We start from the raw sequence: 26,667 nt of genomic DNA on the forward strand, positions 1-26,667 counted from the left end.
CGACATGGCCCAGCCGTGGCCCAACCCAAAGGATTCCAACAACATGACTGTTCGAAACAAAGTAGCCCTTGTCACCGGCGCCGGCCAAGGGATCGGCCGGGGTATTGCGCTGAGATTGGCCCGGGACGGATTCCACGTTGCCGTGGCGGATCTTGATTCTCAGCAGGAGAAGGGCGAGGCCGTTGTTTCCGAAATTGAAGCCATCGGGGGCCGGGCGGTATTCATCGCCGCCGACGTCGGGCGGCGGGCAGATGTTGTGGGCGCAGTCGAGACGGCCTCACAGCAGCTCGGCGGCTTTGACGTGATCGTCAACAACGCGGGCATCGCCCAGGTCCGGCCGGTGCTGGAGATCACGGAGGCGGATCTGGAGCAAGTCTTCCGGATTAATCTAAACTCCGTGATCTGGGGCATCCAGGCGGCTGCTGCAAAGTTCGATGAACTTCAACACGCCGGCAGGATCATCTCAGCCGCTTCGATTGCCGCGGTGAAGGGCTTTCCGATTCTCGGAGCGTACTCGGCATCCAAGTTCGCGGTCCGGGGCATCACCCAGGCCGCGGCGCAGGAGCTGGCGCCGAAGGGCATCACCGTAAATGCGTATGCGCCGGGCATTGTAGGAACGGGAATGTGGGAGTTGATCGACCGGGAACTGAGTAAGATCAACGGTAAACCGGCCGGTCAGAACCTGAGTGAGAACGTCAAAGCCATCGCCCTGGGCCGCATCGAGACGCCCGACGACGTCGCGAAGGTAGTCTCCTTCTTTGCCGGCCCGGATTCGGACTATGTCACCGGACAAACGCTGCTCGTTGACGGCGGCATCCTGTATAGCTGAGCCGCACGAATCAGACATCAATACGAAGGCGGAAGAGAACATGAAAGCAGCACGATTCCATGCCCGCAATGACCTCCGGATCGAAGACATCCCTGAGCCGGAGCTGCGTCCGGGAGCGGTAAAGATCGCCGTGGCCTGGTGCGGCATCTGCGGCACGGACCTCCATGAATTCCTGGAAGGACCCATTTTCACCCCGCCGCCCGGCCACCCCCACGGGCTTTCACACGAGGCCGCCCCGGTCACCCTGGGACATGAGTTCTCCGGCACCGTCGAGGAAGTGGGCGAGGGCGTTACCGGGCTCGCCATCGGAGACAGCGTCGTGGTGGAGCCATACCTGGTCTGCAATGAGTGCGGTCCCTGCCTCAGCGGTCACTACAACCTGTGCACCAAGCTAGGCTTCATCGGCTTGGCGGGCGGCGGCGGCGGCCTGAGCGAGAAGATCGTGGTCGACGCCCGCTGGGTCCACCCCGTCGGCGACATCCCGCTGGACGAAGCCGCCCTCATCGAGCCCCTCGCGGTGGCCTATCACGCCGTCGGCCGGAGCGACGTCAAGGCTGGCGACGTCGCCGTCGTGGGCGGTGCGGGTCCTATCGGCCTGCTGACCGCGGCAGTCCTCAAGGGCCTGGGTGTCACCACGATCGTCACCGAACTGTCAGCCGCCCGGAAAGACAAAGCGGTTTCCTCAGGAGTCGCTGATCATGTTCTGGACCCTAGCTCCGATGACGTCAAGGCGCGCGTGCTGGAACTGACTGCGGGGGCTGGGGCAGATGCCGCCTTTGAATGTGCCGGTGTGAATGCCGTGCTGGACACGATGCTGGACGTCGTGAAGCCGGCCGGCGTCGTAGTCAATGTTTCCATTTGGGGACATCCGGCCACCGTCGACATGCAAAAAGTGGTCCTGAAGGAAATCGACCTGCGCGGCACCATCGCCTACTGCGGCGATCATGCGGCCGCAATCAAACTCGTCCAGGAGGGAAAGGTCGATCTGAAACCCTTCATCACGGGAAGAATCGCCCTGGATGATCTCGTGGATAAGGGTTTTGACACGCTCATCAACCACAACGACACCGCAGTGAAGATCATCGTCCACCCCTAGTGATCCGAGTCTCATCTGGAATAGTTGCAGGCGCCGTGCAGTTGCCGCCAGTGAACCCAATCCATGGTGAAAGGAACTGCGCATGCTGTTTTCCCCGATGACACTCGGCGAGCTGGAACTGCCCAACCGACTCGTGATGGCGCCGCTCACCCGCGTCCGCTCCGGCAAGGAAGGCGTCCCCGGACCCCTCGTTGCCGAGCACTACCGCCAACGCGCCTCGCTGGGACTGATCGTCAGCGAGGGCACGTACCCCAGCCGCGCTGGCCAGGGATTCCCCGGCCAGCCCGGCCTGGTAACCGAGGAACAGCTCAAGGGCTGGGCCAACGTTACCTCCGCCGTGCACTCCGAGGGCGGGAGGATTTTCGCCCAGGTCATGCACGCCGGCCGCGTCACGCATAAAGACACGAACGGTGGCTTTGAGGTTGTCGCACCGAGCGCCATCGCGATCGACGGCGAGACCCGCACCTACGAGGGCAAGAAGTCATTCCCGGTTCCGCACGCCCTGTTGACCACTGAGCTGCCGGGCATCGTCCAGGAGTTCGTCACGGCCTCCCGCAACGCTATCGGCGCAGGGTTCGACGGCGTCGAGCTGCACTCCGCCAACGGCTACCTGCTGCACGAATTCCTTGCCCCGTCCGCAAACCAGCGTGACGACATCTACGGCGGCTCACCGGAAAACCGTGCACGCTTCGTCATTGAGGTGACCCAGGCAGTGGTGGACGCTATCGGCGCAGACCGTGTCGGCATCCGCATCTCCCCGGAGCACAACGTCCAGGGAGCCATCGAGCTGGACGCTGCAGACATCCACGAGACGTACGGCCGTCTGGTGGATGCCTTGGCTCCCCTGAAGCTCGCCTACCTGAGCGTCCTGCACAAGGAACCCACGAGCGACACGGTCCAAGACCTGCGGGCCCGCTTCAACGGTACGTTCCTGCTGAACACCGGCTTCGGTGTCATCACGACGCGCGAAGAGGCCACGGCGCTGGTCGCGGACGGCCACGCTGACGCCGTCGTCGTCGGACGCCCCGCCATCGCCAACCCCGACCTCGTGCGCCGCTGGCGCGAGGGACTCCCGGTCAACGATCCGGACCCGTCGACGTTCTACTCTGAGGGCGCCAAGGGCTACACCGACTACCCGGCTTACCAGAACTAGGTCTGGCCGGCACCACCCCCGCGGCTGGACATGTCCAGCCGCAACCGCGAACAGTGAGCAGAAGGCCATCCTGCTCACTGTTCGCGGTTAAGAATGGGCATGTCCCGCGGACGCTGGATTCAGGATTGGGCATGTCCCGCGGACGCTGGTCCGGAGGGCTCCCGCCGCGAGCAGTCCTATAGGATCTGAACATGCATCTAGCTTCTCCCGGCAGCCGCCCCGTAGGCCGTCCCATAAGCCGCCAGGTCCTCGCCGACCATGTCTATGAGGAACTCCTGGCGTCGCTCATGGACGGGCGGCTCGAACCCGGGGCCGTGGTGAGCATCGACGGAACCGCCAGGGAGCTCGATGTTTCGCCCACGCCGGTGCGCGAAGCGCTTGCCCGGCTCGAACACACCGGTATGGTCCGCCGCGTGGCACTCAAGGGCTACCGGGTCGCACCGGTCTTCACCAGGGATGACTTCGCTGAGCTAATGGAGGCGCGCCTGGCCATTGAGCCAGTCAATGCCCGCCTCGCGTGCGGACGGCTGACGCCCGAACACCTCGCCGAGTTGGCGCAGGCAGTTGCTGACCTGAAGAAGGCGCCGAGGGGACCCTCATTCGCGGAGTACCGCGACTATCTTGAGGCCGATGAGAGGTTCCACCGGCTGATTGCGGAACAGACCGGAAACCAGTTCATGGTCGCCGCATATGCTGCCCTTGGCGGACAGGTTCAGCGCTTCCGCCTCTTCGGGGGAGTGGGCATCACCGACGCCGAGCATGCGATCGCCGAGCACCAGTCCGTCCTGGATGCCTTTGCCTCGGGCGATCCAGAGAAAGCGGCACTTGCCATGGCCGATCACGTGCGCAAGGTGCGTGGCCGCGCCATCGCCGACGCCCCGGAAGGCTGAATTCCGCATATCCCGCATGACCCCCCTTCACACCATCCGGTCCTCCCTATAGGATCTTTGATTGTCGCCAGCAATCCCGGATGTGATCTTGACAACATCCTCTCGATAGTAAATCCTATAGGAAACAGGATTCATTGAAGGAGTAACCCCCATGGCCTACACAGCCGAGAATTGGCCCATCACCGCCGCGCTACTTCAGTTCCCGGGCGTCGATGCCAACGGGCAACAGATGACCGATGCCGCCGCGCCTGCCTGGGCCGAGGTGCTGCAGGAGGTCAAGGATGCCGGCTTCGCCAACGCGGACCTCACGGACAGCTGGGTCCGTCCCGGCGACCTAAGCTCTCCGCGGCTGGCCGAGTTCAAGCAAACTGCGCACGACGTCGGCATCGGCATCCCGGTCATCTCGGCCATCCGCCGCAGCGTCATCGAGACAAGGAACTGGGAGGCCAACCTGGCCTACAGCCACCGGACCATCGACGCGGCCGCCGAACTCGGCTGCGAAGTGGTCTCCTTCGGACTGCACCAGGCGCTCACGTCCGAGCAGCGCAAACAGCTCTGGTTCTGGACCGTCGAAGGACACAAAGACCCGGTGGGTGACAAGGAGACTTGGGGCAAGGCCGTCACCCGGCTCCGCGAACTCGGCCGGCACGCAGCGGAGGCCGGGATCCTCCTCTCACTCGAAATGTATGAAGACACCTACCTGGGCACCGCGGATTCTTCCGTCCAGCTGGTCCAGGACATCGGGCTGGACAACGTTGGCCTCAACCCCGACCTCGGCAACCTGATCCGGCTGCACCGCCCGATCGAGGACTGGCGCGAGATGGTGGCCAAGACCCTCCCATATTCCAACTACTGGCACATGAAGAACTACATCAGGGATGAGGACATGGCCCGGGACAGCTTCGTCGCCATGCCCGCACCAATGGAAAGCGGCCTGATCAACTACCGCGAGGCCTTCCGAATTGCCCTGTCGGTCGGCTTCCAGGGCATCCTCTGCACCGAGCACTACGGCGGCGACGGACTCAGCGTCACGGCCAGCAACCAGGACTACCTCCGCCGCCGGATCCTGCCGAAGACGGCCGGCTACACCCTCGGCCAGAGCCAGGTGGCCCAGGGCCGGCAGCAGCCGGCGACGGCGGAACTCGCCAGCGTCTGAGCCCGCCGGCGTCTGATTCAGTCCGGCACGACTTCTCCAACACGGATTCAATGAGGAACCATGACCCAGATCTTCGACAACCCCGCTGACTTTGCGGACGAGGCGTTGGACGGCTTCGTGGCAGCCAACCGCGGGTACGTTGCCCGCGTGAACGGCGGCGTCGTCCGTTCCACCGAGGTCCCCGCCGGGCAGGTGGCCCTTGTCATCGGCGGCGGCTCCGGCCACTACCCTGCCTTCGCCGGACTGGTCGGGCCCGGGCTGGCCACAGCGTCGGCCTGCGGCAACATGTTCGCATCCCCCGCTGCCGGGCAGGTCTACCGGGTGGCCAAGGCCGCCAACGCCGGGGGCGGCGTGCTCCTGAGCTACGGAAACTACGCCGGCGACGTCCTCCACTTCGGCCAGGCCCAGCTGCGCCTGAACGCGGAAGGCATCGAGACCCGCACCGTCCTCGTCACCGACGACATCGCCAGCGCCCCCCTTGACCAGATCGACAAACGGCGGGGGATTGCCGGCGACCTGACCGTCTTCAAGATCGCCGGCGCCGCCGCCGAGGCCGGGCTGAGCCTGGACGACGTCGAACGGCTGGCCATCCGGACCAACTACCGCACCCGTTCGCTCGGCGTGGCCTTCGATGGCTGCACCCTCCCCGGCGCCACCGAACCTCTCTTCCACGTCCCCGCAGGCCAGATGTCCCTGGGCCTGGGCATCCACGGCGAACCGGGAATCTCCGAACACCCGATGCCCACCGCCTCGGAACTCGCCGAACTGCTCGTCACCAAACTGATGGCAGACAAGCCGCACGACGCCGGCAGCCGCGTTGTGGCGATTGTCAACGGGCTCGGCACGGTCAAGTACGACGAACTGTTCCTGCTCTTCGGCAAGGTCGAGAAACTCCTCCTCGCGGCCGGCCTCACCGTGGTGGAACCGGAATGCGGCGAGCTGGTCACGAGCCTGGACATGTCCGGACTCTCCCTGACCCTGTTCTGGCTCGACGACGAACTTGAGCAGTTCTGGGCGGCTCCGGCAGACGCCCCGGCCTTCCGCAAGGGCAATGTGGTGCGGCGCGCCCCGCGCCGGCCGGCCGCTGCCGATGCCGAAGTCGCGACCGACGTCGAACACCCCACCGCCGCCGCCGCGGACCTCGGACGGCTGGCAGCCGAGATGCTCGGCCAGGTGCGGGACGTCGTGGTCGACCATGAAGTCGAACTGGGCCGGCTGGACGCGATTGCCGGCGACGGCGACCACGGCATCGGCATGCGCCGCGGCGTGGAAGCAGCGGTCGCCGCGGCCGAGCAAGAAGCCGCGAACGACGGCGGCGCTTCGGCTGCCCGGGTCCTCACCGCCGCGGGGGAGGCCTGGAGCGAACGCGCAGGCGGCACCTCCGGAGCGCTGTGGGGCTCCGCCGTCATTGCCGCCGGACTGGCACTGGGGAACCGTGACAGCTACGGCGGCGGGGATGCAGCCGCCGCGGTCACCGCCTTCGTTGACGCCATCACAGAACTGGGCAAGGCCGATCCGGGGGACAAGACCATGGTGGATGCCCTGCTGCCTTTTCGGGACGCCTTCCTTGCCGCGTTCGGCGGCGGCGCTTCGGTGGCGGACTCGCTCGCCGTGGCTTCGGCCGCCGCCCGGACCGCGGCCGACGGGACAGCGGGCATGCGTCCGCTTAAGGGCCGTGCCCGGCCGCTCGCCGAAAAGAGCCTGGGACACGCCGATCCCGGTGCGGTGTCCTTCGCGCTGATCGCAGCAAGGATTTCCGCCCACATTGATTCCCGGTCCGCTAACCCCGCACTGGCCAAGCAAGGAGCACAAGCATGAGTACAACAACAGGCTGGCGCGTCGTCATCGGTAACGACGAAGCCGGCGTCGAATACAAGAACGCACTCAAGGCGCTGCTCGAGGCGGATCCTCGCGTGGCCTCGGTTCGGGACGTCGGGGTCGGCGCGAACGACTTCACGGCTTACCCCCACGTGGCCGTTGAGGCCGCCCGGAAGGTGGCCGACGGCGACGCGGACCGGGCCCTGCTGATCTGCGGCACAGGCCTTGGCGTAGCCATCGCGGCCAACAAGGTCCCCGGCATCCGCGCCGTCACCGCCCACGACAGCTACTCCGTGGAACGCTCGGTCCTCAGCAACAACGCCCAGGTGCTCACGCTCGGGCAGCGCGTCATTGGCCTGGAACTCGCCAAGAAACTCGTCGTCGAATGGCTCGGCCACCGCTTCGACGAAAACTCATCCTCCGCCGCCAAGGTGGACGCCATCGGCTCATACGAGCCCGAATACACGAAGGCAGTCAGACCATGACCGACAACGCAAGCAGCGAGGCTGCACGCCCAACCGAGGCCGCGGCCGCCATCAACGCCGCCCGCAGGATCGCCGTCGTCGGGTCCGGCTACATGGGCGGCGGGATTGCCCAGGTCCTGGCGCTCGGCGGGGCACGGGTTGCCCTGGCCGATGTGTCCGCCCAAGTGGCGCAGAAGAACTACGAACGGCTGCTGGCCGAATCCGACGAGTTCGTTGCCGCCGGGCTGTTCCCGGAAGGCTCCACCGCCATCCTGAAGCAGAACCTCTGGGCGGCCAAGGACATTGAGGAGGCCGTGGCCGACGCCGACTTCATCGAAGAGGCCGTGCCCGAAGTCATCGCCATCAAGCACCAGACGCTGGCCCGCATCAGCGCCGCCGCCCGCCCGGACGCCATCATCGGGTCCAATACCTCCACCATTTCCATCGCGGAACTGTCCGGGCCCGTCACCAACCCCGGGCGGTTCCTCGGCGTGCACTTCTCCAACCCGTCCCCCTTCATCCCCGGCGTGGAGATCATCCCCCACGCCGGTACCTCGGCCGCCACTGTCGGCGCAGTCCGGGAACTCGTCCACGCCGCCGGCAAGCAGACTGCGGTCGTCAAGGACGTCACCGGTTTTGTGCTCAACCGGCTCCAGTACGCGCTGTTCCACGAGGCCGCCCAGCTGGTGGAGCAGGAGATCGCGACGGCGGAGGACATCGACACCCTGGTCCGCACCACGTTCGGTTTCCGGCTGCCGTTCTTCGGACCGTTCGCCATTGCCGATATGGCGGGGCTCGACGTCTACAACTTCTGCTACAAGTCGCTCCAGACCGAATTTCCGGAGCGGTTTGCGACGCCGAAGATCCTCAGCGACCTGGTCGATGCCGGAAGGCTGGGCACCAAGACCGGGGCAGGCTTCCTCAACGTCCCGGCAGAGCGCACCCCCGAGCTGATCGCGTACCGGAACAAGGCGTATGTGGCCATGCAGCAGCTCATCGACGAGCTCGGCCCCGCCCCCATCAACTGATCATCCCTTCTTTCACCGTCACACCTACAGGAGCAATCCCATGAGCATTTTCCCCGCAGAACGCACGGCAATCGTCACCGGCGCCGTCTCGGAACGCGGCATCGGCCGCGCCACCGCCAACTACCTGGCCGCGCAGGGCTGGAATGTCGGCATCATCGACCTCGACGACGCCCTGTGCAAGGCCGCGGCCAAGGAACTGGCAGCGGAGCACGGCGTCAAGGCCCACGGCGCCGGGGCCAACATCGCCGACGAAGCGTCCGTCCGCGCCGCCATCGACGCGATCGAGGCCGAACTGCCGCAGATCGTCGCCCTCGCCAACGTCGCCGGCGTCAGCTCGCCGGTTCCGTACCTGGAACTCGACGCGGCGGAATGGGACCGGGTGCTCAGCATCAACCTCAACGGTGTCCACTACGCCACCCGCCGGGCCGCCGAGTCCATGGTCAAGAACCGGATCGGCCGGATCGTCAACATCTCCTCCGTCTCAGCCCAGCGCGGCGGCGGCACCTACTCCAAGACGCCGTACTCGGTGGCGAAGGCGGGCGTGATCGGGCTGACCCGCTCCACAGCCCGCGAACTCGGCGAATACGACATCACCGTAAACGCGATCTCACCGGGCCCCATCGACACCGACATCATGGGCGGCACGCTGAGCCAGGAACGCAAGGACGACCTCACCAAAGACCTCGTCGTCAACCGCGTGGGATCCACCCGGGACATCGCGGCCGCCATCGCCTTCCTCATCAGCGAGGACGCCGGCTACATCTCCGGCCAGACGCTGAATGTGGATGGCGGACTTTACATGCACTAGGGAAGAAGCATCATGGCACAACCCAACAAGACCGCCGCCACCGGATTCGCAGCCTGGCGCAGGGGACGGAAAATCTACCTCGCCGTCGGAATCCTGGCCTGCCTGGCCGGCGTGATGATCATCGCCTTTTCCCGCTAGAGAACTGTGCTGCGCTGTTCCACCCACCGGATCGGCCCGCTGTCCACCCACCTGATTCACGCACCTGATTCACTCACCTGATCTACTCAACGAGGAGTTTTGATGTCCGTAGCAACAACGTCCACCAGGGACCTCCTGGAGACGCCGGTTCTGAAATCGGCCATCTCCAAGGCATCCCGCCGGCTCATGCCCATGCTGGTCATCCTCTATGTGGTTGCCTTCCTGGACCGCACCAATGTGGGCTTCGCCGAAGCCGCGCTGGGCGTGGACAAGGGCATCACCGCCGGCGCCTACGCACTGGGCGCCGGGATCTTCTTCATCGGCTACGCCCTGTTCGAAATCCCCAGCAACCTGCTCCTGACCAAATTCGGGGCGAAGGTGTGGCTGGCCCGTATCGCAATCACCTGGGGCATCGTCTCCGCCTGCTTCGCGTTCGTCCAGGGCGAGACGTCGTTCATCATCCTGCGCTTCCTGCTCGGCGTCACCGAGGCCGGCCTGTTCCCGGGCGTCATCATGTTCCTCGCCGCGTGGTTCCCCAACAAGGTGCGCGTCAAGATGTTTGCCATCTTCTACCTCGCGCAGCCGTTCTCCCAGATGATGGGCGCACCCCTGTCAGGCTGGCTGATCAACATCGGTGACCAGGTGCCCGGTGTCCAGGGCTGGCAGGTCATGTTCTTCGTCGAAGGCATGCTGGCGGTTGTCGCCGGTATTGCCGCGTTCTTCTTCCTGATCAACAGCCCGCAGGACGCGAAGTTCCTGACCAAGGATGAAAAGAAGGCACTCCTGGACGTCATGGCGCTGGAGGACACCCTCAAGGAAGAATCCGGCCCGCGCGGCGTGCTCGCGGCCATGAAGAACGGCAAGGTCTGGTACTTCACCATCATCTACTTCTGCCTCCAGATCGCCGTTTACGGAGTGACGTTCTACCTGCCGCAGCAGGTGGCCCAACTGACCGGCCAAAAGGTCGGCTTCGCGGTGGGCATGATGGCAGCCATCCCGTGGTTCTTCGGCATCTTCGCCTGTTACTTCATCGGCAGGGCCGCCAACACCGTGATCCGCCGCCGGGTCTGGGGCACCGGCCTGTTCATCTCCACCGGCCTCTGCATTTTCGGCTCCGCCTGGGCCGGAGCGAACCACATTCCGGCCCTGGGCATCATCTTCATCACCCTGGCCGTCTGCAGCTTCCTCTCCATCGGCCCCATCGCCTGGTCCTACCCGACGGCGTTCCTCACCGGCACCGCTGCAGCCGCGGGCATAGGCCTGATCAACTCGCTCGGCAACCTGGGCGGCTTCGTGGCGCCGATCCTGCGGACCTCGGTCAACCAGATGACGGCGTCGGACACCGGAACCATGGGCGTCTACGCCCTGGGGGTGCTCCCGTTCCTCGCCGCGGCGATGATATTCTACACCAAGAAGTTCAAAAACAAGGCCGACGAACTGTTGGAGCAGTAAGCAGCTTTTCATCGCATCCGCTCATTCAGCAGAAAGCACCAGCAATGCAGCACAGTCACCACCGCCAGACCGCCCACGCCACGTTCCTGGTGGGAGCAAGCACCAAGATGTACCTGGGCTACCGGGACAGTCTGGACTGGCTGGAGCTGCTGCGCCACGAAGTGGAAACCCGTCCGGCCCTCGCGGCCGGGCGGGTTGTCCCGTTTGTCATCCCCTCGTTTCCGGTCCTGCCGGCGGCGGCCGCGCTGCTGGCGGGCTCACCGCTGGTTCTTGGTGCGCAGAACTGCGGCTGGGCGGAGGGCTCCTGGACCGGGGAAGTGGCGCCGTCGATGCTGGCGGAACTTGGCGTCAGCCTGGTGGAAATCGGGCATGCCGAGCGCCGGCGGCACTTCGGCGAAGACGATGCCATGATTGCGCGCAAGATCCGCGCCGCGGACGCCGCCGCGCTGACACCGCTGCTGTGTGTGGGGGAGCCCGACCGCGGCCCGGCCGCGGACGCTGCCGACTTTGTCTACCGCCAGATCGAGGCGGCCGTGGACGGCGATTGGGAGCTGGCCGGCCGGCTCGTCATAGCCTACGAACCGGTCTGGGCTATCGGTGCCGCGGAGCCCGCCGACGCTGTGTACGTGTCCGACGTCGTCCGGCACCTCCGGGGGAGCCTCACCGCATCCGGGCTCAAGAGCCTTCCGGTCATCTACGGCGGCTCGGCCAAGCCGGGCCTACTGCCGACGCTCGACGGCGTCTCCGGCCTGTTCCTGGGCCGCTTTGCGCACGACCCGGCGAACTTCGGCCGGGTACTGGATGAGGCGCTCCTGCTTGCCGAGGGCTTCCCGGCGAGGTACTCCGCAACCGCCTAGGGCACTCACCGGGGGCATGTCCAGCCGCGAAGACCGTCACGGGGGGACATGTCCAGCCGCGGCCACGAACAGTGGGCAGATTGCCATTGTGCCCGCTGTTCGTGTCGAAGAATGGGCATGTCCCGCGGGCGGGGAAGCGAAGAATGGGCATGTCCCGTGGGCGGGGAAGCGAAGAATGGGCATGTCCCGCGGGCGGGGAAGCGAAGAATGGGCATGTCCCGCGGGCCGGCCAGCGATGCTCAGGAACCCACGGACCGCCGGCACAGGCCGATGAAACCGCCCAGTTGCTCCAGGCCCTCGGGGTGCGTGGGGAGATAGTTGGTCAGTTCGGGCGCGCGGACTACGACGGCGCGCCACTGCCCGCGGGAGACCGCGACGTTGATCCGGTTGCGTGAGAGCAGGAACTCCATCCCACGCGGAGCCTCCGCCACTGCAGAACAGGCCATGGACACAACTACCACCGCGGCTTCCTGGCCCTGGAACTTGTCCACGGTCCCAACCCGGACGTCAACCAAACCCGCTGCGGCCAGGGCCTCGCGGATCACGTTGACCTGGGCGTTGTAGGCGGCCACCACGAGGATGTCCGCGGCCTCGAGCGGCCGCGCCGGCTGTTCGCTGTGCCATTGCAGCCCCAGATGACGCCGCACTTGCCGGACGACTTCCGCGGCTTCTTCGGGCGAGGACGTGATGTTGCCCGTGTGTTTGACCATCACGGTTTCAATTCCGGCAGGAGCACCATCCAGCCGCCGGAGCCCCGCGGCCGGCGCCGAGCGCAGCTGCCCTTCGTAGGAGAGCTCGGACACGGCACGGCACAACTCGGAGGTCATCCGCCAGGAGTCGGCCAGAAAGTACCCGAGTTCCGGCGGCAGAGTCGCATGGCCGGCGGAAAGCCAGCCAAGGGCCGACTCATTCACGGGCTCGGGATGCGAGCCCTGACTGACCTGCGGCAGCTGCTGGGGATCACCGAGCAGCAGCAGGCGGCTGCTGGCCTGCGCCACCGCCAGGGTGTTGGCCAAGGAGAACTGGCCGGCCTCGTCGATCACCAGCAGGTCCAGCGACCCAGCAGGAACGTTGGCCCCGGTCATGGTCCACGCCGTGCCGCCGATGAGGGCGCCGCCGGGAGAGCCGAGCAGCCGGACGACATCCTGGCCGGTCCGTTGATCCCACGGGAGCGCCTCCCCGTGTTTCACGTCTTTGGCAACGACGGCAGGGTCCACACCGGCCTTGGTTACGGCGGTCTTCAGCAGGTTTTCGACGACGGCGTGGGACTGGCCGACGACGCCCACCTTCCAGCCGCGGGCCACGAGCCGGGCGATGACGTGGGAACCCACGTGCGTCTTTCCGGTTCCCGGCGGACCCTGGACGGCGACGTAGGAGCGCTCCAGGGCCCCAACGGCGTCGGCGATGGCGTCGATGTAGCGGTCCGCGCCCCCGCCGGGCGTGGGCAACGGCAGCCCTGTTGAAAGCCGCGGCGGCACCCTGCGGACAAGATCCATGGCCGGATGGCGCGGGAACGCGTCGCCGCGTGCGCTTCCGTCCGCGTCCCCTCCAACCCTGAACGCCGTCCGCAAGCCGGCGGCGACGCGGTCGGCGAGTGTTTCCAGGGCCTCCTCGAGACTCTTGGTCTGGATCGGCTGGTCTTCGGTCAGCGCGACGGGCAGCTGGGAGTATGCCGCGATGTTCTTGCGGAGCTTGTCCCGGATGATGACGGTGTCCTTTCCGTCCTCGTGGCCGAGCTCCAGGATCTCGGTCCCGAACCAGCCGTTGCGGCCGGTCCCCCCGATGCCCGTGCCCTCGAGCCCGGCCGGGAGCGGCGGCTCGTACATGCGGAACCATGTGCTGCCCTCCCGCAGGTCCGAGCCCGGGCTGACTGTGCCGATCAGCTTTACCCGGCGCTCCGGAAGTTTTGCGCCGTCCTTCCACCAGTCCTCCAGCACCAACGCGTCCTCGACGAGGAAGACGTTGCGGTCTTGCTGATGATGCGTATCGGGACCGTTCTCGCAGCGGTCAAAGTGAGCCCACCAGAACGCCTTCCGCTCGCGCCGGTGGTAACTCACCGCCGCCGCCAGCATCGCCACGGCCTTCCGGTCATCCTCGGACAAGCCGACGCCGGATCCGCACAGCTCGGCCAATTCCAGTTCCGCCGGTGTCAGGGCCGTGTCTGCCACAGGTTCGGCGGCCTGGGACTTGGAAGCAGGACGCCCGCCCTGGCCCCCCGGCCTGCTGCCGCGCTCCTGCGCCAGGCCCAGGAGCCAGTTTCGGAGCTCCAGCGTGGAGAGGCAGTCGTATTCGTTGTAGTCGGAGATCCCGGCGAGGATCTGCGCGGCCTCGTCGGGCCGCCCGTCGTCGCGCGCATCGCAGAAGTGGGCGTAGGCGACGACGGACGCCCCGGCGTCTTTCACGTCCCCGGAGCGCAGGTTTGTCCCCATGTAGAGCGGTTCGAGCTTTTTGATGCTGTAGGAATTTTCGGAGATCCGGATGCTGTTCCGGACGGTCTGGTATAGGTCCACGAGGAGACCGTCGCGCAGCCACTGGTCCACGGTGTCCTCGCCGGCAACGTGCAGCACGGAGAGCTTGCGGAGCGCCGTCTTCTCATACGCGGCATAGTGGTAGACGTGCATGTCCGGGTAGTCCTGCCGGCGTTTCTCCACGTAGGCCAGGAAGTCCAGGAAAGCCTGTTTCTCCGCTTCCCTGCTGTGGGCCCAGAACGGTTTGAACACCCCGGCCGCACCGGGTTCGGCAGGCGCCTCGATAACTCCGAAGAGGTACTCCAGTCCCCAGACCCCGGTGGAGCTTTCCTGCCACAACGGGTCGCCCTCGAAGTCGAAAAAGATGTCGCCCTCGCTGCACGGTGGGAGCTCGGCCAGCGTGTTGTCCGGGATGACCGCGAAGCGGAGGGAATGTTCCTCGCCGTCCTTGATATAGCGGACTTCCCCGTCGGCTCCGCACGCTCCGCTTTGCATCCGGGCCTGGGACTGTAGCCGCAGCAGCGAAGGGTTCGCGGCGGGAAGTTCGGCCTGCGCCAGTTCGGCCACGGTGAAGATGCCCTGCTGATGGAGGGCCTTGCGCTGCGCGGAGGTCATCCGGGCCACGAGAAGCACATCGTCGGTGGCCTTGACCATTTCCTGGCAATAGTCGCAGCGGCCGCAGGCGGTGATGCCGGGAGCTCCCCATTGCACGGTGCCGGGCTGCGCCATGTGCGCCGCGGTCAAGGCAAGGAAGCGGTCCCGCCGTTCGCCGAAGACCGGCAGGATCTCCGAGAGCTTGTGGTGGCTGCGGACGTAGTCGAAGCCGCCGCCCGGCAGCGGAACGGTGGCGCCAAGGACGAGGGTCACAGCCGGAGCCGGGGTGATCCCCGCCCTAAGGAGCTGATCCCCGTAGGCAGCAAGCTGGAGCAGCGCGGTCACCTTCGCATGGCGTGCGAGCTTGGTGTCGAATACGGCGTAGCTTCCGTCGGCCTGCCGCACCAGGAAGTCCGAGCGCCCGTGGAACTGCCCGTCAAAAAAGGCCGCCTGGAACACGACGTCGGCGCCCGAATGCAAGGCTTCGATGGACTCCTCATGCTTCGCCAGCAGAGTGGCGCGGTCCATGCTTTTGGCCGGGACAACGTCGTACACGCCGTGTCCGGCGGCGGCATCCCACACCCCGAACTCCGCGAGGAAGGCGTCCAGGACCCTGTGTTCGTGGACGTCGCCCAGCCTGGCCGCGTGCGCAAGCATCTCGTCGGCCTCGAAGGCAGCCTTGGGGGAGCGGCCCAGCTTCTCGTCGAGCTTCCGAAGGAGCTGGAACTCGCAACCGGCTGCCACTATCAGGTCGCTCGCGGAGAAGACCAGGTCCTGTGCGGACTCCGGCGCTACCGGTTCAAGAAAAAACACTGTGCCCCCGATATTGATGCTCTGCCAATTTGTGGCTCTGCTGGTTCAGCGGCTCTGCTGTCTCTAGAGACTCTGCTGTTTGTAGAGACTCTGCTGTTTTGGACACTTGCCGTCAGCGCAGCCTGGCCGTCTGTTCTTCAAGCTATCAAAGCCCACTGACAATCCGGCGGGAATCTGGGGGTGCAGCATGCTGGTTCCTGTCGGAGGCCCGGCGTAGAGTCTGAAGACAATGACCGAACAACAGCCCTTCGAGTTGGTCCAGCGCTTCCCGCATTTCGAGTTGCGCCGCTATCCCACGCACGTGGTGGCCGAGGTACAGGTCAACGCGACGTTTGACCGTGCCGGCAACGCCGCCTTCCGCCACCTCTTCAACTACATCAGCGGCAACAACACCGCCCGGCAATCGGTGGCGATGACCGCGCCGGTGGTCCAGGGTTTCGGCCCTCCCCAGAAGCTGGCCATGACCGCCCCGGTTCTCCAACGCGGATCCTTCACTGAGGGCGACGACGCAGCCGACTTTGTGGTCGCCTTTGTGCTGCCGGCGGGAATGACAGCGGAGACGGCCCCGGTCCCGACGAATCCGGACGTCAAGATCCAGACCGTACCCGGCTCCCTCACCGCCGCCCTTATCTTCTCCGGTGGCGGATCGAAGAGCGCCTTTGAGAAACGGAATCAGGGACTGCAGGCAGCGCTGAAAGTGGCCGGCCTGTCCGCCGTCGGACTCCCGAGGTTCGCCCGTTTTGATCCGCCATTCAAGCCGTGGTTTCTCCGCCGCAACGAAGTCATCCAGGATGTCGGGGAGCCCCAGCCCGCTCCAGGCGCCACAGGGCAAGGACCCGGATAGGGCAAAATGGCAGGGTGACCCAACTCCCGCAGCGCCCCACCCCGTCAGCCTCCACCCAGGCCCCGCAGACCCTGCGGACCGAGACCCCACGGACCCAGGCGCCCCAGACCCCGAGGACCCGGTCTCCGCACACCCAGGAGTCCGGCATTGCCGCCCAGATCGCCGCCGAACTTGGTGTGCTGGCCTGGCAGGTGAAGGCCGCAGTGGACCTGCTCGACGCCGGGTCCACCGTTCCCTTCATCGCCCGCTACCGCAAGGAGGCCACCGGGACGCTGGATGACACCCAGCTTCGGGAGCTGGAGGAGCGGCTGCGGTACCTGCGTGAGCTGGAGGACCGGCGTCGGACCATCCTGGAAGCGATCGCCGCGCAGGGTGCGCTGACCCCGGAACTGCAGGCCGCCGTCGTCGGGGCCGACACGAAGTCGCGGCTGGAAGACATTTACCTGCCGTTCAAGACCAAGCGTCGCACCAAAGCGCAGATCGCCCGCGAGGCCGGGCTGGAACCGCTCGCCGATACCCTGCTGACGCGCCCCGAACTGCACCCCGAGCGCGAAGCGGCCAAGTATCTCAACGCCGAACACTCCATCGGGGACGCCGCCGCGGCGCTCGCCGGTGCCCGCTCCATCCTGGTGGAACGGGTGGCGCAGGACGCCGACCTGGCCGCGACGCTGCGGGAGCGGCTGTGGACGCAGGGCAGGATGGTGTCCCGCGTCAAGAAGGGCAGGGACGTCGAGGGCCAGAAGTTCAAGGACTACTTCGAGTTCTCCCAGCAGCCCTCCGGGATGCCCTCGCACCGCGTCCTGGCGTTGCTGCGCGGCGAGAAGGACGGCGTGCTGGAGCTGGACCTCGCCGAGGCGGAACCGCACGACGACGCCGCCCTCACCGCCGCCCGCGGCCGTTACGAAGCCGCCGTGGCCAGGTTCCTCGGGGTGGCCGACCGCGGCCGTCCCGCCGACGCCTGGCTGCTGCAGACTGCCCAGTCGGCCTGGCGCTCGCGGGTACTGGCCCGGCTGACCGCGGATCTCCGGAGCCGGATGTTCGCCGCCGCGGAAGACGAGGCCGTGCGCGTGTTCGCGGCCAATCTGCGCGACGTGCTGCTGGCGGCCCCGGCCGGCAACCGCGCCACCCTGGGCCTGGACCCGGGACTGCGCACCGGCGTGAAGGTCGCGGTGGTGGACGGCACCGGCAAGGTCGTCGCCACGGACACCATCTACCCGCACGCCCCGGCCCGGAAATGGGACGAGGCGCTGCGGACCCTCGTGGGCCTGGCCAGGAAGCACCGCGTCGAGCTCGTGGCGATCGGCAACGGCACCGCGTCGCGGGAGACGGACAAGCTCGCAGCGGAGCTGCTGAAGCAGCTCTCCGCGGACTCCGACACGGCGAAGCAGGGAGCCAAACCGCAGAAGGTGGTGGTGTCCGAGGCCGGCGCCTCGGTGTATTCGGCCTCGGCGCTGGCCTCGGCCGAGCTGCCCGGCATGGACGTGTCCCTGCGCGGCGCGGTCTCGATCGCGCGGCGCTTGCAGGACCCGCTCGCGGAGCTGGTGAAGATCGAGCCAAAATCGATCGGCGTCGGGCAGTACCAGCACGACGTCACCGCCGCCAAGCTGGACCGCAGCCTCGATGCCGTCGTCGAGGACTGCGTGAATGCCGTGGGCGTGGACGTCAACACCGCCTCGCCCGCCTTGTTGAGCCGGGTGGCCGGCGTCGGTCCGCTGCTGAGCGAGAACATCGTTGCGTACCGCAACGAGCACGGGACCTTCAACAAGCGCAGCGAGCTGAAGAAGGTCCCGCGGCTCGGCGCCAAGGCGTTCGAGCAGTGCGCCGGCTTCCTGCGGATCACCGGGGGAGCGGAGCCGCTGGATGCCTCCAGTGTGCACCCGGAGGCGTACCCCGTGGCGCGGAAGATCCGGGCCGCCGCGAAGGCTGGCCAGGAGGGCGGAAGCCTCGCGGCGCTCAACCCGCAGGACTTTGTCGACGGCTCCTTTGGCCTGCCCACGGTGCAGGACATCATTTCCGAGCTGGAGAAACCAGGCCGGGACCCGCGTCCGGCCTTCGCCGCGGCGGCGTTCTCCGAGGGCATCGAGAAGATCTCCGACCTCAGGCCCGGCATGATCTTGGAGGGAACGGTGACCAATGTGGCGGCGTTCGGCGCGTTCGTCGACGTCGGCGTGCACCAGGACGGGCTGGTGCACGTATCCGCGCTGGCCAACCGCTTCGTCTCCGACCCCCGTGAGGTGGTCAAGTCCGGGCAGGTGGTCCGGGTCAAGGTGCTGGAGGCGGATCCGGAGCGGAAACGCATTTCCCTGACGCTGAGGCTCGACGACGAACCGGCCCCCGCCGGGGGCGGCGCGGCTGGTGGGCGTACCGCCTCCGGTGGAGCTGCGGTGCGGGCGGATCGTCCGCGGCAGGCGGCGCCGCAGTCACCGTCCCAGCAGGCGCCGTCGAAGCCGCCGTCCGGGAAACCGGGACCTGAGCGGCGGACACCCGACAGGCCACCGCAGAAGTCGACACCTGCGCCGGCGCCGGCCGATACAGCAATGGCCGAGGCGCTCCGGAGGGCCGGACTCGGAAAGTAGGTCGTGAAAAGTAGGCCGCGGAAGGAAATGTCACCGCTCACCGCGGATTTCCTACCGCTCGGCGCATAAATAGTACGTTTGCTGATGATCTGCACCATGATTGCCGGAGGCACGGCCCCGCTGCGGGCCTTTCGCCTCTATGCCGCTGGGACACCGACGTCAACACGCAAGGGAAGCAACTATGGGCTGGCTGGACCGTGAACGAACCATCGCACCACCGGGATTCAACCGGTGGCTGGTGCCTCCCGCGGCGCTCGCCGTGCATCTGTGCATCGGCCAGGCCTACGCCACGAGTGTCTACAAGACGGCGCTGGTGAAGCACTTCGGGGCCAGCCTGACCGAAATCGGCGTGATCTTCTCCATCGCGATCGTGATGCTGGGCCTCTCCGCCGCCATCATGGGCACCTGGGTGGACAAGAACGGCCCGCGCAAGGCGATGTTCACCTCGGCCGTATTCTGGGCCAGCGGCTTCCTGATCGGCTCGCTTGGCATCTTCAGCGGCCAGCTCTGGCTCGTGTACCTCGGCTACGGCTTCGTCGGCGGGATCGGCCTGGGCATCGGCTACATCTCCCCGGTTTCCACCCTGATCAAATGGTTCCCCGACCGTCCCGGACTCGCCACGGGCATGGCCATCATGGGCTTCGGCGGCGGCGCCCTGATCGCCAGCCCGGTCTCCACGGCGCTGCTGAAAATGTACGATCCCAACTCCGGCGCCAAGGGCTGGGTGGCCAGCGGCGACTCGGTGGGCAAGCTGTTCCTGACCCTCGCCCTCGTCTATCTGGCCTACATGATGTTCGGCGCCTTCACCATCAAGGTGCCCGCCGAGGGCTGGAAGCCCTCCGGTTTCGACCCGGCCAAGGTCAAGGCCTCGAAACTCGTCACCACGGACAACGTGTCCGCCAAGAATGCCGTCAAGACCAGGCAGTTCTGGCTTGTCTGGATCGCCTTGTTCTGCAATGTCACAGCCGGAATCGGGATCCTGGAACAGGCCGCGCCGATGATCCAGGACTTCTTCCGCCAGTCCGACGGCGTATCGCTGGTCAGTGCCGCCGTCGCCTCCGGATTCGTCGGGTTGCTCTCTATTGGCAATATGTCGGGCCGCTTCGCCTGGTCCGCGACCTCGGACATCACCGGCCGCAAGAAGATCTACATGATGTACCTCGGCGTGGGGGCAGTGCTCTACACCGTGCTGGCGCTGGCCGGGTCCACCACCACGGCGCTCTACGTGATCCTGGCCTTCATCATCATTTCCTTCTACGGCGGCGGTTTCGCGACCGTCCCGGCCTACCTGCGCGACCTCTTCGGCACCTTCCAGGTCGGGGCCATCCACGGCCGCCTCCTGACGGCCTGGTCCGCGGCGGGCATCGCCGGACCGCTGATCGTCAATGCGTTCCTTGACGCGCAGGGCAAGCCGGGCCAGTTGACCGCCGCGTCCTACCAGCCCGCGCTGCTGACCATGGTGGGGCTGCTGGTGATAGGTTTCGTGGCGAACCTGCTGGTCAAGCCCGTGGATGCGCGCTTCCACGAACCACGCCCGGACCGTGTCCAGTCCGAAGAACCCGCCATGGAGGCTTGAGATGAGTGCTGCACAGACGTCGGTGAAACCGTCCACCGGGAAACTGGCGATCGCCTGGGCCCTCGTCGGCGTGCCGCTGGGGTACGGCGTGTACGAGACCCTGACCCGCGTGGCGGCCCTGTTTGGCTGACACCGCGGCAACAGGTGCAACGTCGGTTCCCCCGGGTTCCGCGGCAACCGGTCTACCGCTGGCGGACACAGTTCCCGCCAACCCGGCCGTCTTCACCTGCCCCGAGCAGTTCACCACCCGGCCGACGCTGCAGGGCACCTTCGGGATGAGCGCGTCCACGCACTGGCTTGCGACGGCGGCAGCGCAGGCAGTGCTGGAACGCGGCGGGAACGCGTTCGACGCGGCCACGGCGGGAGCGTTCGTGCTGCACGTCGTGGAGCCGCACCTGAACGGCCCGGGTGGGGACATGACCGGCGTCTTCGTCACCGCGGCCGCGCCCGGCACACCCATGGTCCTGATGGGCCAGGGGCCCGCCCCGGCCGGAGCCACCGTGGAGCACTACCTCGCCGAGGGGCTGGACCTCGTTCCCGGCTCGGGGGCGCTGGCCGCGGCGGTGCCTGCCGCCGTCGACGCCTGGCTCCTGCTCCTGCGCGACCACGGAACCTGGGAACTGGGCGAGGTTCTGGACTTTGCTATCGGCTATGCGCGGGACGGGCACCCGATGCTGGGGCGGGTCGGGACGACGATCGCTGCCGTCTCCGCGTTGTTCCAGGCGCACTGGCCCACCTCGGCCGAACTGTGGATGCCCGGCGGGCGGATTCCGGCTGAAGGGGAGCTGGTGAAGAATCCGGCCTACGCCCGGACGCTGCAGCGACTGGTCGACGCCGGGGCTGCCGGGTCGGTTGAGTCGTCGGGGCCGGTTGAGCCGTCGGGGCCGGTTGAGCCGTCGGGGAGCCGCTCCCCAGGGCACTCCCGCCGACACTTCCGCGAGCACTCCCGCCAGGCCGGGATCGACGCCGCTCGGCGCGAGTGGCGCGCGGGCTTCGTTGCCAGGGCCATGGTGGACTCGGCCCGGACCCCGCACCGGCATTCCTCCGGCACGGATCATCGCGGTGTCCTTGCGCTGGAGGATCTCGCGGGGTTCGAAGCCGGCTACGAACCGGCGGCCACGGTCGAGTTCCGGGGGCACACGATCGCCAAGACGGGGCCGTGGGGCCAAGGTCCGGCGCTGCTTCAGGCGCTCGCCCTTCTCGAAGGGTTCGATAACCGATACCTCGACCCGTCCACCGAACTCGGGGCGCATACCATCCTGGAGGTCCAGAAGCTCGCGCTCGCCGACCGGGAAGCCTACTACGGTGACACCGACGTTCCGTTGGAATATCTTTTGTCCGAGGTGTACTGCGCAGGCCGCCGATCGCTGATCGGGGAGCGGGCCTCACACGAATTCCGGCCAGGCCGGGTGCCGGGGCGCGAGCCGTATTTGCCGCCCCTGCGCACCCACTACACGCCGCCGGCGCACGCGGGGGCAGGCACCGACGGGACGGGGTCCGCCGGACTCGGTGTGGGGGAGCCCACCGTAGCGCCGAGCGGGGAGACCCGCGGCGACACCTGCCATATTGACGTCGTGGACCGCTGGGGCAACATGGTCTCGGCCACGCCGTCCGGCGGCTGGCTGCAGTCCTCGCCGGCCATCCCGGAGCTGGGCTTCTGCCTGGGCACCCGGCTGCAGATGACCTGGCTGGAACCCGGCACACCCTCCACGTTGACACCGGGCCAGCGGCCGCGCACGACGCTGACGCCCACCCTCGTGCTCCGCGACGGCCACGCCGTGACCGCGCTGGGCTCACCTGGCGGCGACCAACAGGATCAGTGGCAACTGCCGTATCTGCTGCGCACCATCGTGGGCGGTTACTCACCGCAGCAGGCGATCGACGCCCCCACGTTCCACACGACGTCGATCCCGGGTTCGTTCTGGCCGCGCACCTGGGAGCCGGGCGGCGCCGTCGTCGAGGACCGTCTGGGCGGGGACGTGATCGCAGGGCTCGAGCGCCGCGGGCATATCGTCACCAGGACGGGCGGCTGGACGCTGGGGCGGCTGTCCGCCGTCGTCCGTGACCCGAAGACGGGAGTCCTTCAGTCGGCAGCGAATCCGCGCGGCGCGCAGGGGTATGCCGCCGGGCGTTAGCCACGCCTGATGGGCGCCGACGATCTCGTAGAGGGCTGGATCCCGAAGCGGCGCCGAACACCCTGGTGCCCTAGGAGGGGTCCTTTCGCGAACTCGCATTAGCCTGGGGTGCGGAGCCGGTCCATGAAGCGGAGCGACGCCGCGGCGATTTGCTGCTGAGCGAGCTCGCGGGAGATGCCGGGTTCGCCGTCGCCGGGCTGCTCGCCGTAGTCCCCGAAGAACGCGTGCACTCCGCCCTCCACCACCACATATTCGGTCGAGGCCGGGAGCCGGGTCTTCGAGGAGGCGATCTTGTCCGGAGTGCTGAAGCCGTCGTGGGACCCGGAGACCGAGAGAACCGACACGCCGTCGGCGGCCGCCATATTGTCCGCTGGGTACGAGGCAAACAGCAGGAGCCCGGCAACGTCGTCGTTTGCTTTCGCAAAGGACGACGCGCTCACTCCGCCGAGTGAATGGCCGCCGACCGCCCAGGACGTGATTTCCGGGTGGCGGTCCATAACCCCACGGGCCTGGCTTGGGTCCAGCAGGGACAGGCCCAGCGGTTCTTTCAGGATGACCACCAGATAGCCTGCGTTCGCGAGCGGACCGAGGACGTCCCGGTAGGCATGCGCGTCGACCCTCGCACCGGGGTAGAACACGAGGCCAGCGCCGGCTTTGCCCTCCGGGGCGAGGGCGATCGAGGTGGCGTCCTCGGTGGTGGTCCCGATGCTCCGGCCGCCGGTACCGGGCGGCTGGTACGCGAAGGGGCTCAGCCAGGCCATGGCCGCGACGAGGCCCAGAGCCAGCAGCCGGCCCGTGAAGCCGCGCAAAAGAAGCGAGCGCGACACCGCGCGGAGGCGATTCCATCGTTTGAGCAGGATCAAAGCCCAGAGCGTACCGAGAGCAACGGTGGCCAGCAGCAGCGAGGGGAGGGCAGGGTGGCCGGCCAGCACCGCGCTGTTGTCCAGGAGCATCCACAGCGGCACCACGATCAATGCCGCGGCCACGATTGCCCCGCTCCAGTTCAGGGCCGCTGACTTCTTCGCTCCGCCGGAGACTTTCGACCCGCTTGGTTTCGCCGGGGCCGGGGCCGGGGCCAGGGCTGGAGCAGGGGCTGTTGCCGCGGAGCCAGGGCGCTGGGGTGCTGGCGGTTTCTGCGGGTTCACCGGAGTGTCCTTCACAGTTCGATGTTATCTCCATGATCGAGATAACCGGGCTTCGGTTCAGCGACCCCGTTCAGCGCGCTCGGTTCAGCGCTTTGAGCACCGTACGGGTGCGAGGGACTTCGGGCTGGACCGTGCTCACTCGGACGTGTCGAGATCTGCGGGCCGGAAGTAGTGGTTGCGTCGGGGTCTTTGCCGCGGGTCCAGGTGCGGGGGCGGGATGAACCAGGGGATTCCGGTGCGGATCTGGATGGTCCATTGTTCCTTGTGGATGATGTGGTGGTGGTGGGAGCAGAGCATGGTGCCGTTGTCTGTGCTGGTGGTGCCGCCGCGGGACCAGTAGCTGATGTGGTGGGCTTCGCACCAGGGGGCCGGGATAGTGCAGCCGGGGAAGGCGCAGCCCTGATCGCGGGCGGTGATGGCTTTGCGGATGTGTGGCGGGAAGATCCTTGAGGCCCGGCCGATGTCCAGGATCCGGCCGTCACCGCCGAGCAGGACCGGGATGATGTCCGCGTCGCAGGCGATCCTGCGGGCGGTGGAGGCGGTGACGGGTCCGGTGAACAGCAGGGTTCCGGTGTGTGCCGCCGGCCGCCCGGGGGAGGTGGGACCGTAGGAGGCTGTTCGGGAAGGAGTTTCGCGCTCGGCCGTCGCGAGCCGGGCCAGCAGATCCCGGTAATCGATGGTGACCATGACCTGCGGGCGGAGTCCGCCGGCGGCGGGCAGTGAACCCGAGGCGAGGGCGACTTTGCAGGCGCCGACGAGGCCGTCGAGGAGCTTCTGCGCCCGCGAGCGGAGGTCCAGGCGCGCCGCGCCGGGGTCGTCTTCCGGGGTGCCTGCGGCGGCTGAAACGCCGGCGGACACCCAGGCATCCGTGGCAGTTGACAGGCCGGCAGCGCCCGAAACGCTCGCTGATACCGCGGCGGGGCCGTCCCCAGCGGCCGCGGAGCCCGCACCCGCTGTGGAGCCCGCACCCGCTGCGGAACCCGCACCCGCTGCGGAACCCGAACCGGCCGCAGGTCCGGCTGCCTGCGTGCCGCCGGTGCGGGGGTTCGTGGCGGTGTTCATGACGGTGAGGAGGTGTTCGAATTGTTCGGCGGTCGCGAAAATCTCGACATGGTGGAGGCCATGGCGGGTTTTACGGATGAAGGCGCCCTGGATCTGGCGCAGGAGTTCTTCCGAGGGTTCGGCGCCGTCCTGGTCCATGGCATCGGTCCAGCTCCGTGCCACGCGGACCAGGAAGTCCGGGTCGTTCTCGGCGGCGGTGAGCGTCAGGGCGTGTTCCATCCGGGCCGCGGCTCCGGCATCGCAGATGTGCCGGACATGGTCCAGGGCGATGGCGATGATGGTCCCGGCCCGGGACGCGACCTCTCCGGAGGCGACGGCGGCGCCGAGTTCCTGGTGCGCGGGAGGGAGTTGCCGGCCGGCGATTCCCTGCCGCGGCAGGAGGCTCTCTGCGAGCGAGAGCCGGCGGCGTGCCTCGGACGCGCTGATCCGCAGCCGCGCCCGAAGGAACTCGGTGGTGTTCCGGTAGCCGTCGTCCGCGGCAATCGCATCGGCATCCGCATCCACATCCACCGCTGTGGCCGCAGCCGCAACTGCGGCCGCGCCGTCCTGCCAGCCTGCGCCAGCGCCGGGGGTGTCGCGCCAGCCGGTGGTCCACGAGGCGATGCCCTTCGAGGCCGCGGCCGCGGACTGCTTCCTGGTCCGGTCCACGGCGGCGGCCGCCACGAGCTGCAGATACTCCACTGTCCGTGAGAGCTCTTCCACCCGGCCGGCGAAGTCCGAGGCAGCCCGGTATCCCCACAACGCCGCGTCCCGTGCCGCCGACGCGCTCACTCCCCGGAGCAACGCGAGCGCGCTGTCCACGCCAGGCTGTTCGTCCCGGGCTGCGCCCGGAACCCCGGCCCGGGCTGGGCCCGGATCCGTGTCCTGGAAAGGAATGAATTCCCCGACGGTTTCCATAACTCCACTCTACGAAGGGGGTCCGACGATAAGGGCCACACCATGCTCGACGGGCACCTCCGGCGCCAGATTGCCCGCCGTCACGCGGAATGAGGACGCGCGTTTCAGGTCACGCGGAACGAGCACCAGCGGTTCAGTGCCCGCCGCCCAGGACCCGCGGCCGGCCAAACTGCGTGCGTATTCCGGGTGAGAACAGCACCGATTCGGGGGGCCCTGCCACACTGATGCCCGTTGCAGCGATGAGCCGGTCCTCCAAGACGGTCACGCGCGCCTGGTACAGCGGCCACGCGCTGTGCGTGTTCGGAACGTAGAGGGTCTTGCCGCGGAAGCGGGTATGCAGTCCGAACCGGGCGGTGAGGTGGACGGACAGCGGATCGGTTGCTTCGTCGTCGAACTCCGGGGACACCGCGAAATCGCTCCGGGCACCTCCCCGAAAACGACGCACCGAATACCCGGTAGACGGGTCCGCCGGGTTTGCTGCACGGAACCTCGCCCGCGACCACACATAAGGAATCCCGGCCGCCCGCGCAGCCAGCACCACAGCCAAGCGCGAGGCATCCAGGCTGAGGAAAACCACACCCCGGGTGCCGTCCGGCTCCCGGGAGTAGAGGCGCACATTGATCTCGTTGAAACTCCCGAAGTATGGAATCCCGGGCCCGTGGCCAAGGCCGGCGCCCTGCATGCGGAAACCGATCAGCCCCACCCAGGCGGATCCGTCGAAGTCGTCCGGGACCACACCCGGAGGCATGAACGGGGCAGCCACGGCCTGAGGGATACGCCAGTGCAGAAAGACGGCATCCGTCCACCGCTGATCCATGATGATCGGAGCCGGCAGCTCGGGGGCACGTGGCCAGGGATCGGGACCCAT

21 protein-coding genes are annotated in these 26,667 nt (G+C 67.3%); 17 read left to right on the top strand and 4 right to left on the bottom strand.

Annotated elements, in window-relative coordinates:
• Window positions 1–43 precede the first annotated feature (43 nt).
• The 12 genes from ACZYZE_RS08210 to ACZYZE_RS08265 all read left to right on the top strand — a co-directional run bounded on the left by ACZYZE_RS08210 (window position 44) and on the right by ACZYZE_RS08265 (window position 11,689).
• Window positions 44–829, top strand: a complete 786-nt coding sequence (locus tag ACZYZE_RS08210) for an acetoin reductase (RefSeq protein WP_463907271.1) — start codon at window positions 44–46, stop codon at window positions 827–829.
• A gap of 40 nt (window positions 830–869) precedes the next feature.
• Window positions 870–1,925, top strand: a complete 1,056-nt coding sequence (locus tag ACZYZE_RS08215) for a 2,3-butanediol dehydrogenase (RefSeq protein WP_459318876.1) — start codon at window positions 870–872, stop codon at window positions 1,923–1,925.
• Window positions 1,926–2,007: 82 nt separating this feature from the next.
• Window positions 2,008–3,078 carry an alkene reductase gene (locus ACZYZE_RS08220; protein ID WP_459318877.1) on the top strand — a complete coding sequence of 357 codons (1,071 nt, stop codon included), beginning with the start codon at window positions 2,008–2,010 and terminating at the stop codon, window positions 3,076–3,078.
• Between the two features lie 191 nt (window positions 3,079–3,269).
• The gene (locus tag ACZYZE_RS08225; RefSeq protein ID WP_463907272.1) at window positions 3,270–3,968 is read left to right on the top strand and encodes a GntR family transcriptional regulator; all 699 of its coding nucleotides are present in this window, start codon (window positions 3,270–3,272) and stop codon (window positions 3,966–3,968) included.
• A gap of 151 nt (window positions 3,969–4,119) precedes the next feature.
• The gene (locus tag ACZYZE_RS08230; RefSeq protein ID WP_463907273.1) at window positions 4,120–5,124 is read left to right on the top strand and encodes a sugar phosphate isomerase/epimerase family protein; all 1,005 of its coding nucleotides are present in this window, start codon (window positions 4,120–4,122) and stop codon (window positions 5,122–5,124) included.
• 60 nt (window positions 5,125–5,184) lie between these two features.
• Window positions 5,185–6,942 (top strand): dihydroxyacetone kinase family protein, encoded by a 1,758-nt coding sequence (locus ACZYZE_RS08235; protein ID WP_463907274.1) that lies wholly within the window; start codon window positions 5,185–5,187, stop codon window positions 6,940–6,942.
• Window positions 6,939–7,427, top strand: coding sequence for a ribose-5-phosphate isomerase (locus ACZYZE_RS08240; RefSeq protein ID WP_463907275.1), 489 nt, complete (start codon window positions 6,939–6,941; stop codon window positions 7,425–7,427). The genes ACZYZE_RS08235 and ACZYZE_RS08240 overlap by 4 nt, the downstream gene beginning before the upstream one ends.
• A complete protein-coding gene (locus ACZYZE_RS08245) occupies window positions 7,424–8,434 on the top strand; it encodes a 3-hydroxyacyl-CoA dehydrogenase family protein (protein WP_463907276.1) in 1,011 nt (336 codons plus the stop codon). Before ACZYZE_RS08240 ends, ACZYZE_RS08245 begins: the two co-directional genes overlap by 4 nt.
• 40 nt (window positions 8,435–8,474) lie before the next feature.
• Window positions 8,475–9,242: an SDR family NAD(P)-dependent oxidoreductase gene (locus ACZYZE_RS08250; RefSeq protein WP_463907277.1), complete on the top strand. Its 768-nt coding sequence runs from the start codon at window positions 8,475–8,477 to the stop codon at window positions 9,240–9,242.
• A 12-nt stretch (window positions 9,243–9,254) separates the two neighbouring features.
• Window positions 9,255–9,380, top strand: a complete 126-nt coding sequence (locus ACZYZE_RS08255; protein ID WP_459318884.1) for a hypothetical protein — start codon at window positions 9,255–9,257, stop codon at window positions 9,378–9,380.
• A gap of 102 nt (window positions 9,381–9,482) precedes the next feature.
• Window positions 9,483–10,832: an MFS transporter gene (locus tag ACZYZE_RS08260; RefSeq protein ID WP_463907278.1), complete on the top strand. Its 1,350-nt coding sequence runs from the start codon at window positions 9,483–9,485 to the stop codon at window positions 10,830–10,832.
• A gap of 44 nt (window positions 10,833–10,876) precedes the next feature.
• Complete coding sequence (locus ACZYZE_RS08265; protein WP_463907279.1) at window positions 10,877–11,689, top strand: triose-phosphate isomerase family protein; 813 nt, start codon at window positions 10,877–10,879, stop codon at window positions 11,687–11,689.
• A 239-nt stretch (window positions 11,690–11,928) separates the two neighbouring features.
• On the opposite strand, the gene ACZYZE_RS08270 is transcribed toward ACZYZE_RS08265, so the two are convergent.
• Complete coding sequence (locus ACZYZE_RS08270) at window positions 11,929–15,564, bottom strand: TM0106 family RecB-like putative nuclease (RefSeq protein WP_463907280.1); 3,636 nt, start codon at window positions 15,562–15,564, stop codon at window positions 11,929–11,931.
• A gap of 229 nt (window positions 15,565–15,793) precedes the next feature.
• On the opposite strand from ACZYZE_RS08270, the gene ACZYZE_RS08275 reads away from it, so the two are divergent.
• The 5 genes from ACZYZE_RS08275 to ACZYZE_RS08295 all read left to right on the top strand — a co-directional run bounded on the left by ACZYZE_RS08275 (window position 15,794) and on the right by ACZYZE_RS08295 (window position 22,695).
• A complete protein-coding gene (locus ACZYZE_RS08275; protein ID WP_463907281.1) occupies window positions 15,794–16,408 on the top strand; it encodes an SOUL family heme-binding protein in 615 nt (204 codons plus the stop codon).
• A 146-nt stretch (window positions 16,409–16,554) separates the two neighbouring features.
• Window positions 16,555–18,984, top strand: coding sequence for a Tex family protein (locus tag ACZYZE_RS08280; protein WP_463907372.1), 2,430 nt, complete (start codon window positions 16,555–16,557; stop codon window positions 18,982–18,984).
• 181 nt (window positions 18,985–19,165) lie between these two features.
• Complete coding sequence (locus tag ACZYZE_RS08285; protein ID WP_459318889.1) at window positions 19,166–20,560, top strand: OFA family MFS transporter; 1,395 nt, start codon at window positions 19,166–19,168, stop codon at window positions 20,558–20,560.
• 1 nt (window position 20,561) lies between these two features.
• Window positions 20,562–20,690: an MFS transporter small subunit gene (locus tag ACZYZE_RS08290; RefSeq protein ID WP_326968074.1), complete on the top strand. Its 129-nt coding sequence runs from the start codon at window positions 20,562–20,564 to the stop codon at window positions 20,688–20,690.
• A gap of 145 nt (window positions 20,691–20,835) precedes the next feature.
• Window positions 20,836–22,695: a gamma-glutamyltransferase family protein gene (locus ACZYZE_RS08295; RefSeq protein ID WP_463907373.1), complete on the top strand. Its 1,860-nt coding sequence runs from the start codon at window positions 20,836–20,838 to the stop codon at window positions 22,693–22,695.
• Window positions 22,696–22,793: 98 nt separating this feature from the next.
• On the opposite strand, the gene ACZYZE_RS08300 is transcribed toward ACZYZE_RS08295, so the two are convergent.
• The 3 genes from ACZYZE_RS08300 to ACZYZE_RS08310 form a co-directional block, all read right to left on the bottom strand.
• Entirely contained in the window at window positions 22,794–23,855 is a 1,062-nt protein-coding gene (locus ACZYZE_RS08300; RefSeq protein ID WP_463907282.1) for an alpha/beta hydrolase, read from the bottom strand.
• A 120-nt stretch (window positions 23,856–23,975) separates the two neighbouring features.
• A complete protein-coding gene (locus tag ACZYZE_RS08305) occupies window positions 23,976–25,799 on the bottom strand; it encodes an HNH endonuclease signature motif containing protein (protein WP_463907283.1) in 1,824 nt (607 codons plus the stop codon).
• Window positions 25,800–25,932: 133 nt separating this feature from the next.
• The gene (locus tag ACZYZE_RS08310; protein WP_463907284.1) at window positions 25,933–26,667 is read right to left on the bottom strand and encodes a YqjF family protein; all 735 of its coding nucleotides are present in this window, start codon (window positions 26,665–26,667) and stop codon (window positions 25,933–25,935) included.

The sequence above is a fragment of the Pseudarthrobacter woesei genome (genome assembly GCF_055412745.1).

Bases quoted from the DNA above. Each gene is read 5' to 3' on its own strand.
- ACZYZE_RS08210 (WP_463907271.1), top strand. From the start codon at position 44: ATGACTGTTCGAAACAAAGTAGCCCTTGTCACCGGCGCCGGCCAAGGG.
- ACZYZE_RS08215 (WP_459318876.1), top strand. From the start codon at position 870: ATGAAAGCAGCACGATTCCATGCCCGCAATGACCTCCGGATCGAAGAC.
- ACZYZE_RS08220 (WP_459318877.1), top strand. From the start codon at position 2,008: ATGCTGTTTTCCCCGATGACACTCGGCGAGCTGGAACTGCCCAACCGA.
- ACZYZE_RS08225 (WP_463907272.1), top strand. From the start codon at position 3,270: ATGCATCTAGCTTCTCCCGGCAGCCGCCCCGTAGGCCGTCCCATAAGC.
- ACZYZE_RS08230 (WP_463907273.1), top strand. From the start codon at position 4,120: ATGGCCTACACAGCCGAGAATTGGCCCATCACCGCCGCGCTACTTCAG.
- ACZYZE_RS08235 (WP_463907274.1), top strand. From the start codon at position 5,185: ATGACCCAGATCTTCGACAACCCCGCTGACTTTGCGGACGAGGCGTTG.
- ACZYZE_RS08240 (WP_463907275.1), top strand. From the start codon at position 6,939: ATGAGTACAACAACAGGCTGGCGCGTCGTCATCGGTAACGACGAAGCC.
- ACZYZE_RS08245 (WP_463907276.1), top strand. From the start codon at position 7,424: ATGACCGACAACGCAAGCAGCGAGGCTGCACGCCCAACCGAGGCCGCG.
- ACZYZE_RS08250 (WP_463907277.1), top strand. From the start codon at position 8,475: ATGAGCATTTTCCCCGCAGAACGCACGGCAATCGTCACCGGCGCCGTC.
- ACZYZE_RS08255 (WP_459318884.1), top strand. From the start codon at position 9,255: ATGGCACAACCCAACAAGACCGCCGCCACCGGATTCGCAGCCTGGCGC.
- ACZYZE_RS08260 (WP_463907278.1), top strand. From the start codon at position 9,483: ATGTCCGTAGCAACAACGTCCACCAGGGACCTCCTGGAGACGCCGGTT.
- ACZYZE_RS08265 (WP_463907279.1), top strand. From the start codon at position 10,877: ATGCAGCACAGTCACCACCGCCAGACCGCCCACGCCACGTTCCTGGTG.
- ACZYZE_RS08275 (WP_463907281.1), top strand. From the start codon at position 15,794: ATGACCGAACAACAGCCCTTCGAGTTGGTCCAGCGCTTCCCGCATTTC.
- ACZYZE_RS08285 (WP_459318889.1), top strand. From the start codon at position 19,166: ATGGGCTGGCTGGACCGTGAACGAACCATCGCACCACCGGGATTCAAC.
- ACZYZE_RS08290 (WP_326968074.1), top strand. From the start codon at position 20,562: ATGAGTGCTGCACAGACGTCGGTGAAACCGTCCACCGGGAAACTGGCG.
- ACZYZE_RS08295 (WP_463907373.1), top strand. From the start codon at position 20,836: ATGAGCGCGTCCACGCACTGGCTTGCGACGGCGGCAGCGCAGGCAGTG.
- ACZYZE_RS08305 (WP_463907283.1), bottom strand. From the start codon at position 25,799: ATGGAAACCGTCGGGGAATTCATTCCTTTCCAGGACACGGATCCGGGC.
- ACZYZE_RS08310 (WP_463907284.1), bottom strand. From the start codon at position 26,667: ATGGGTCCCGATCCCTGGCCACGTGCCCCCGAGCTGCCGGCTCCGATC.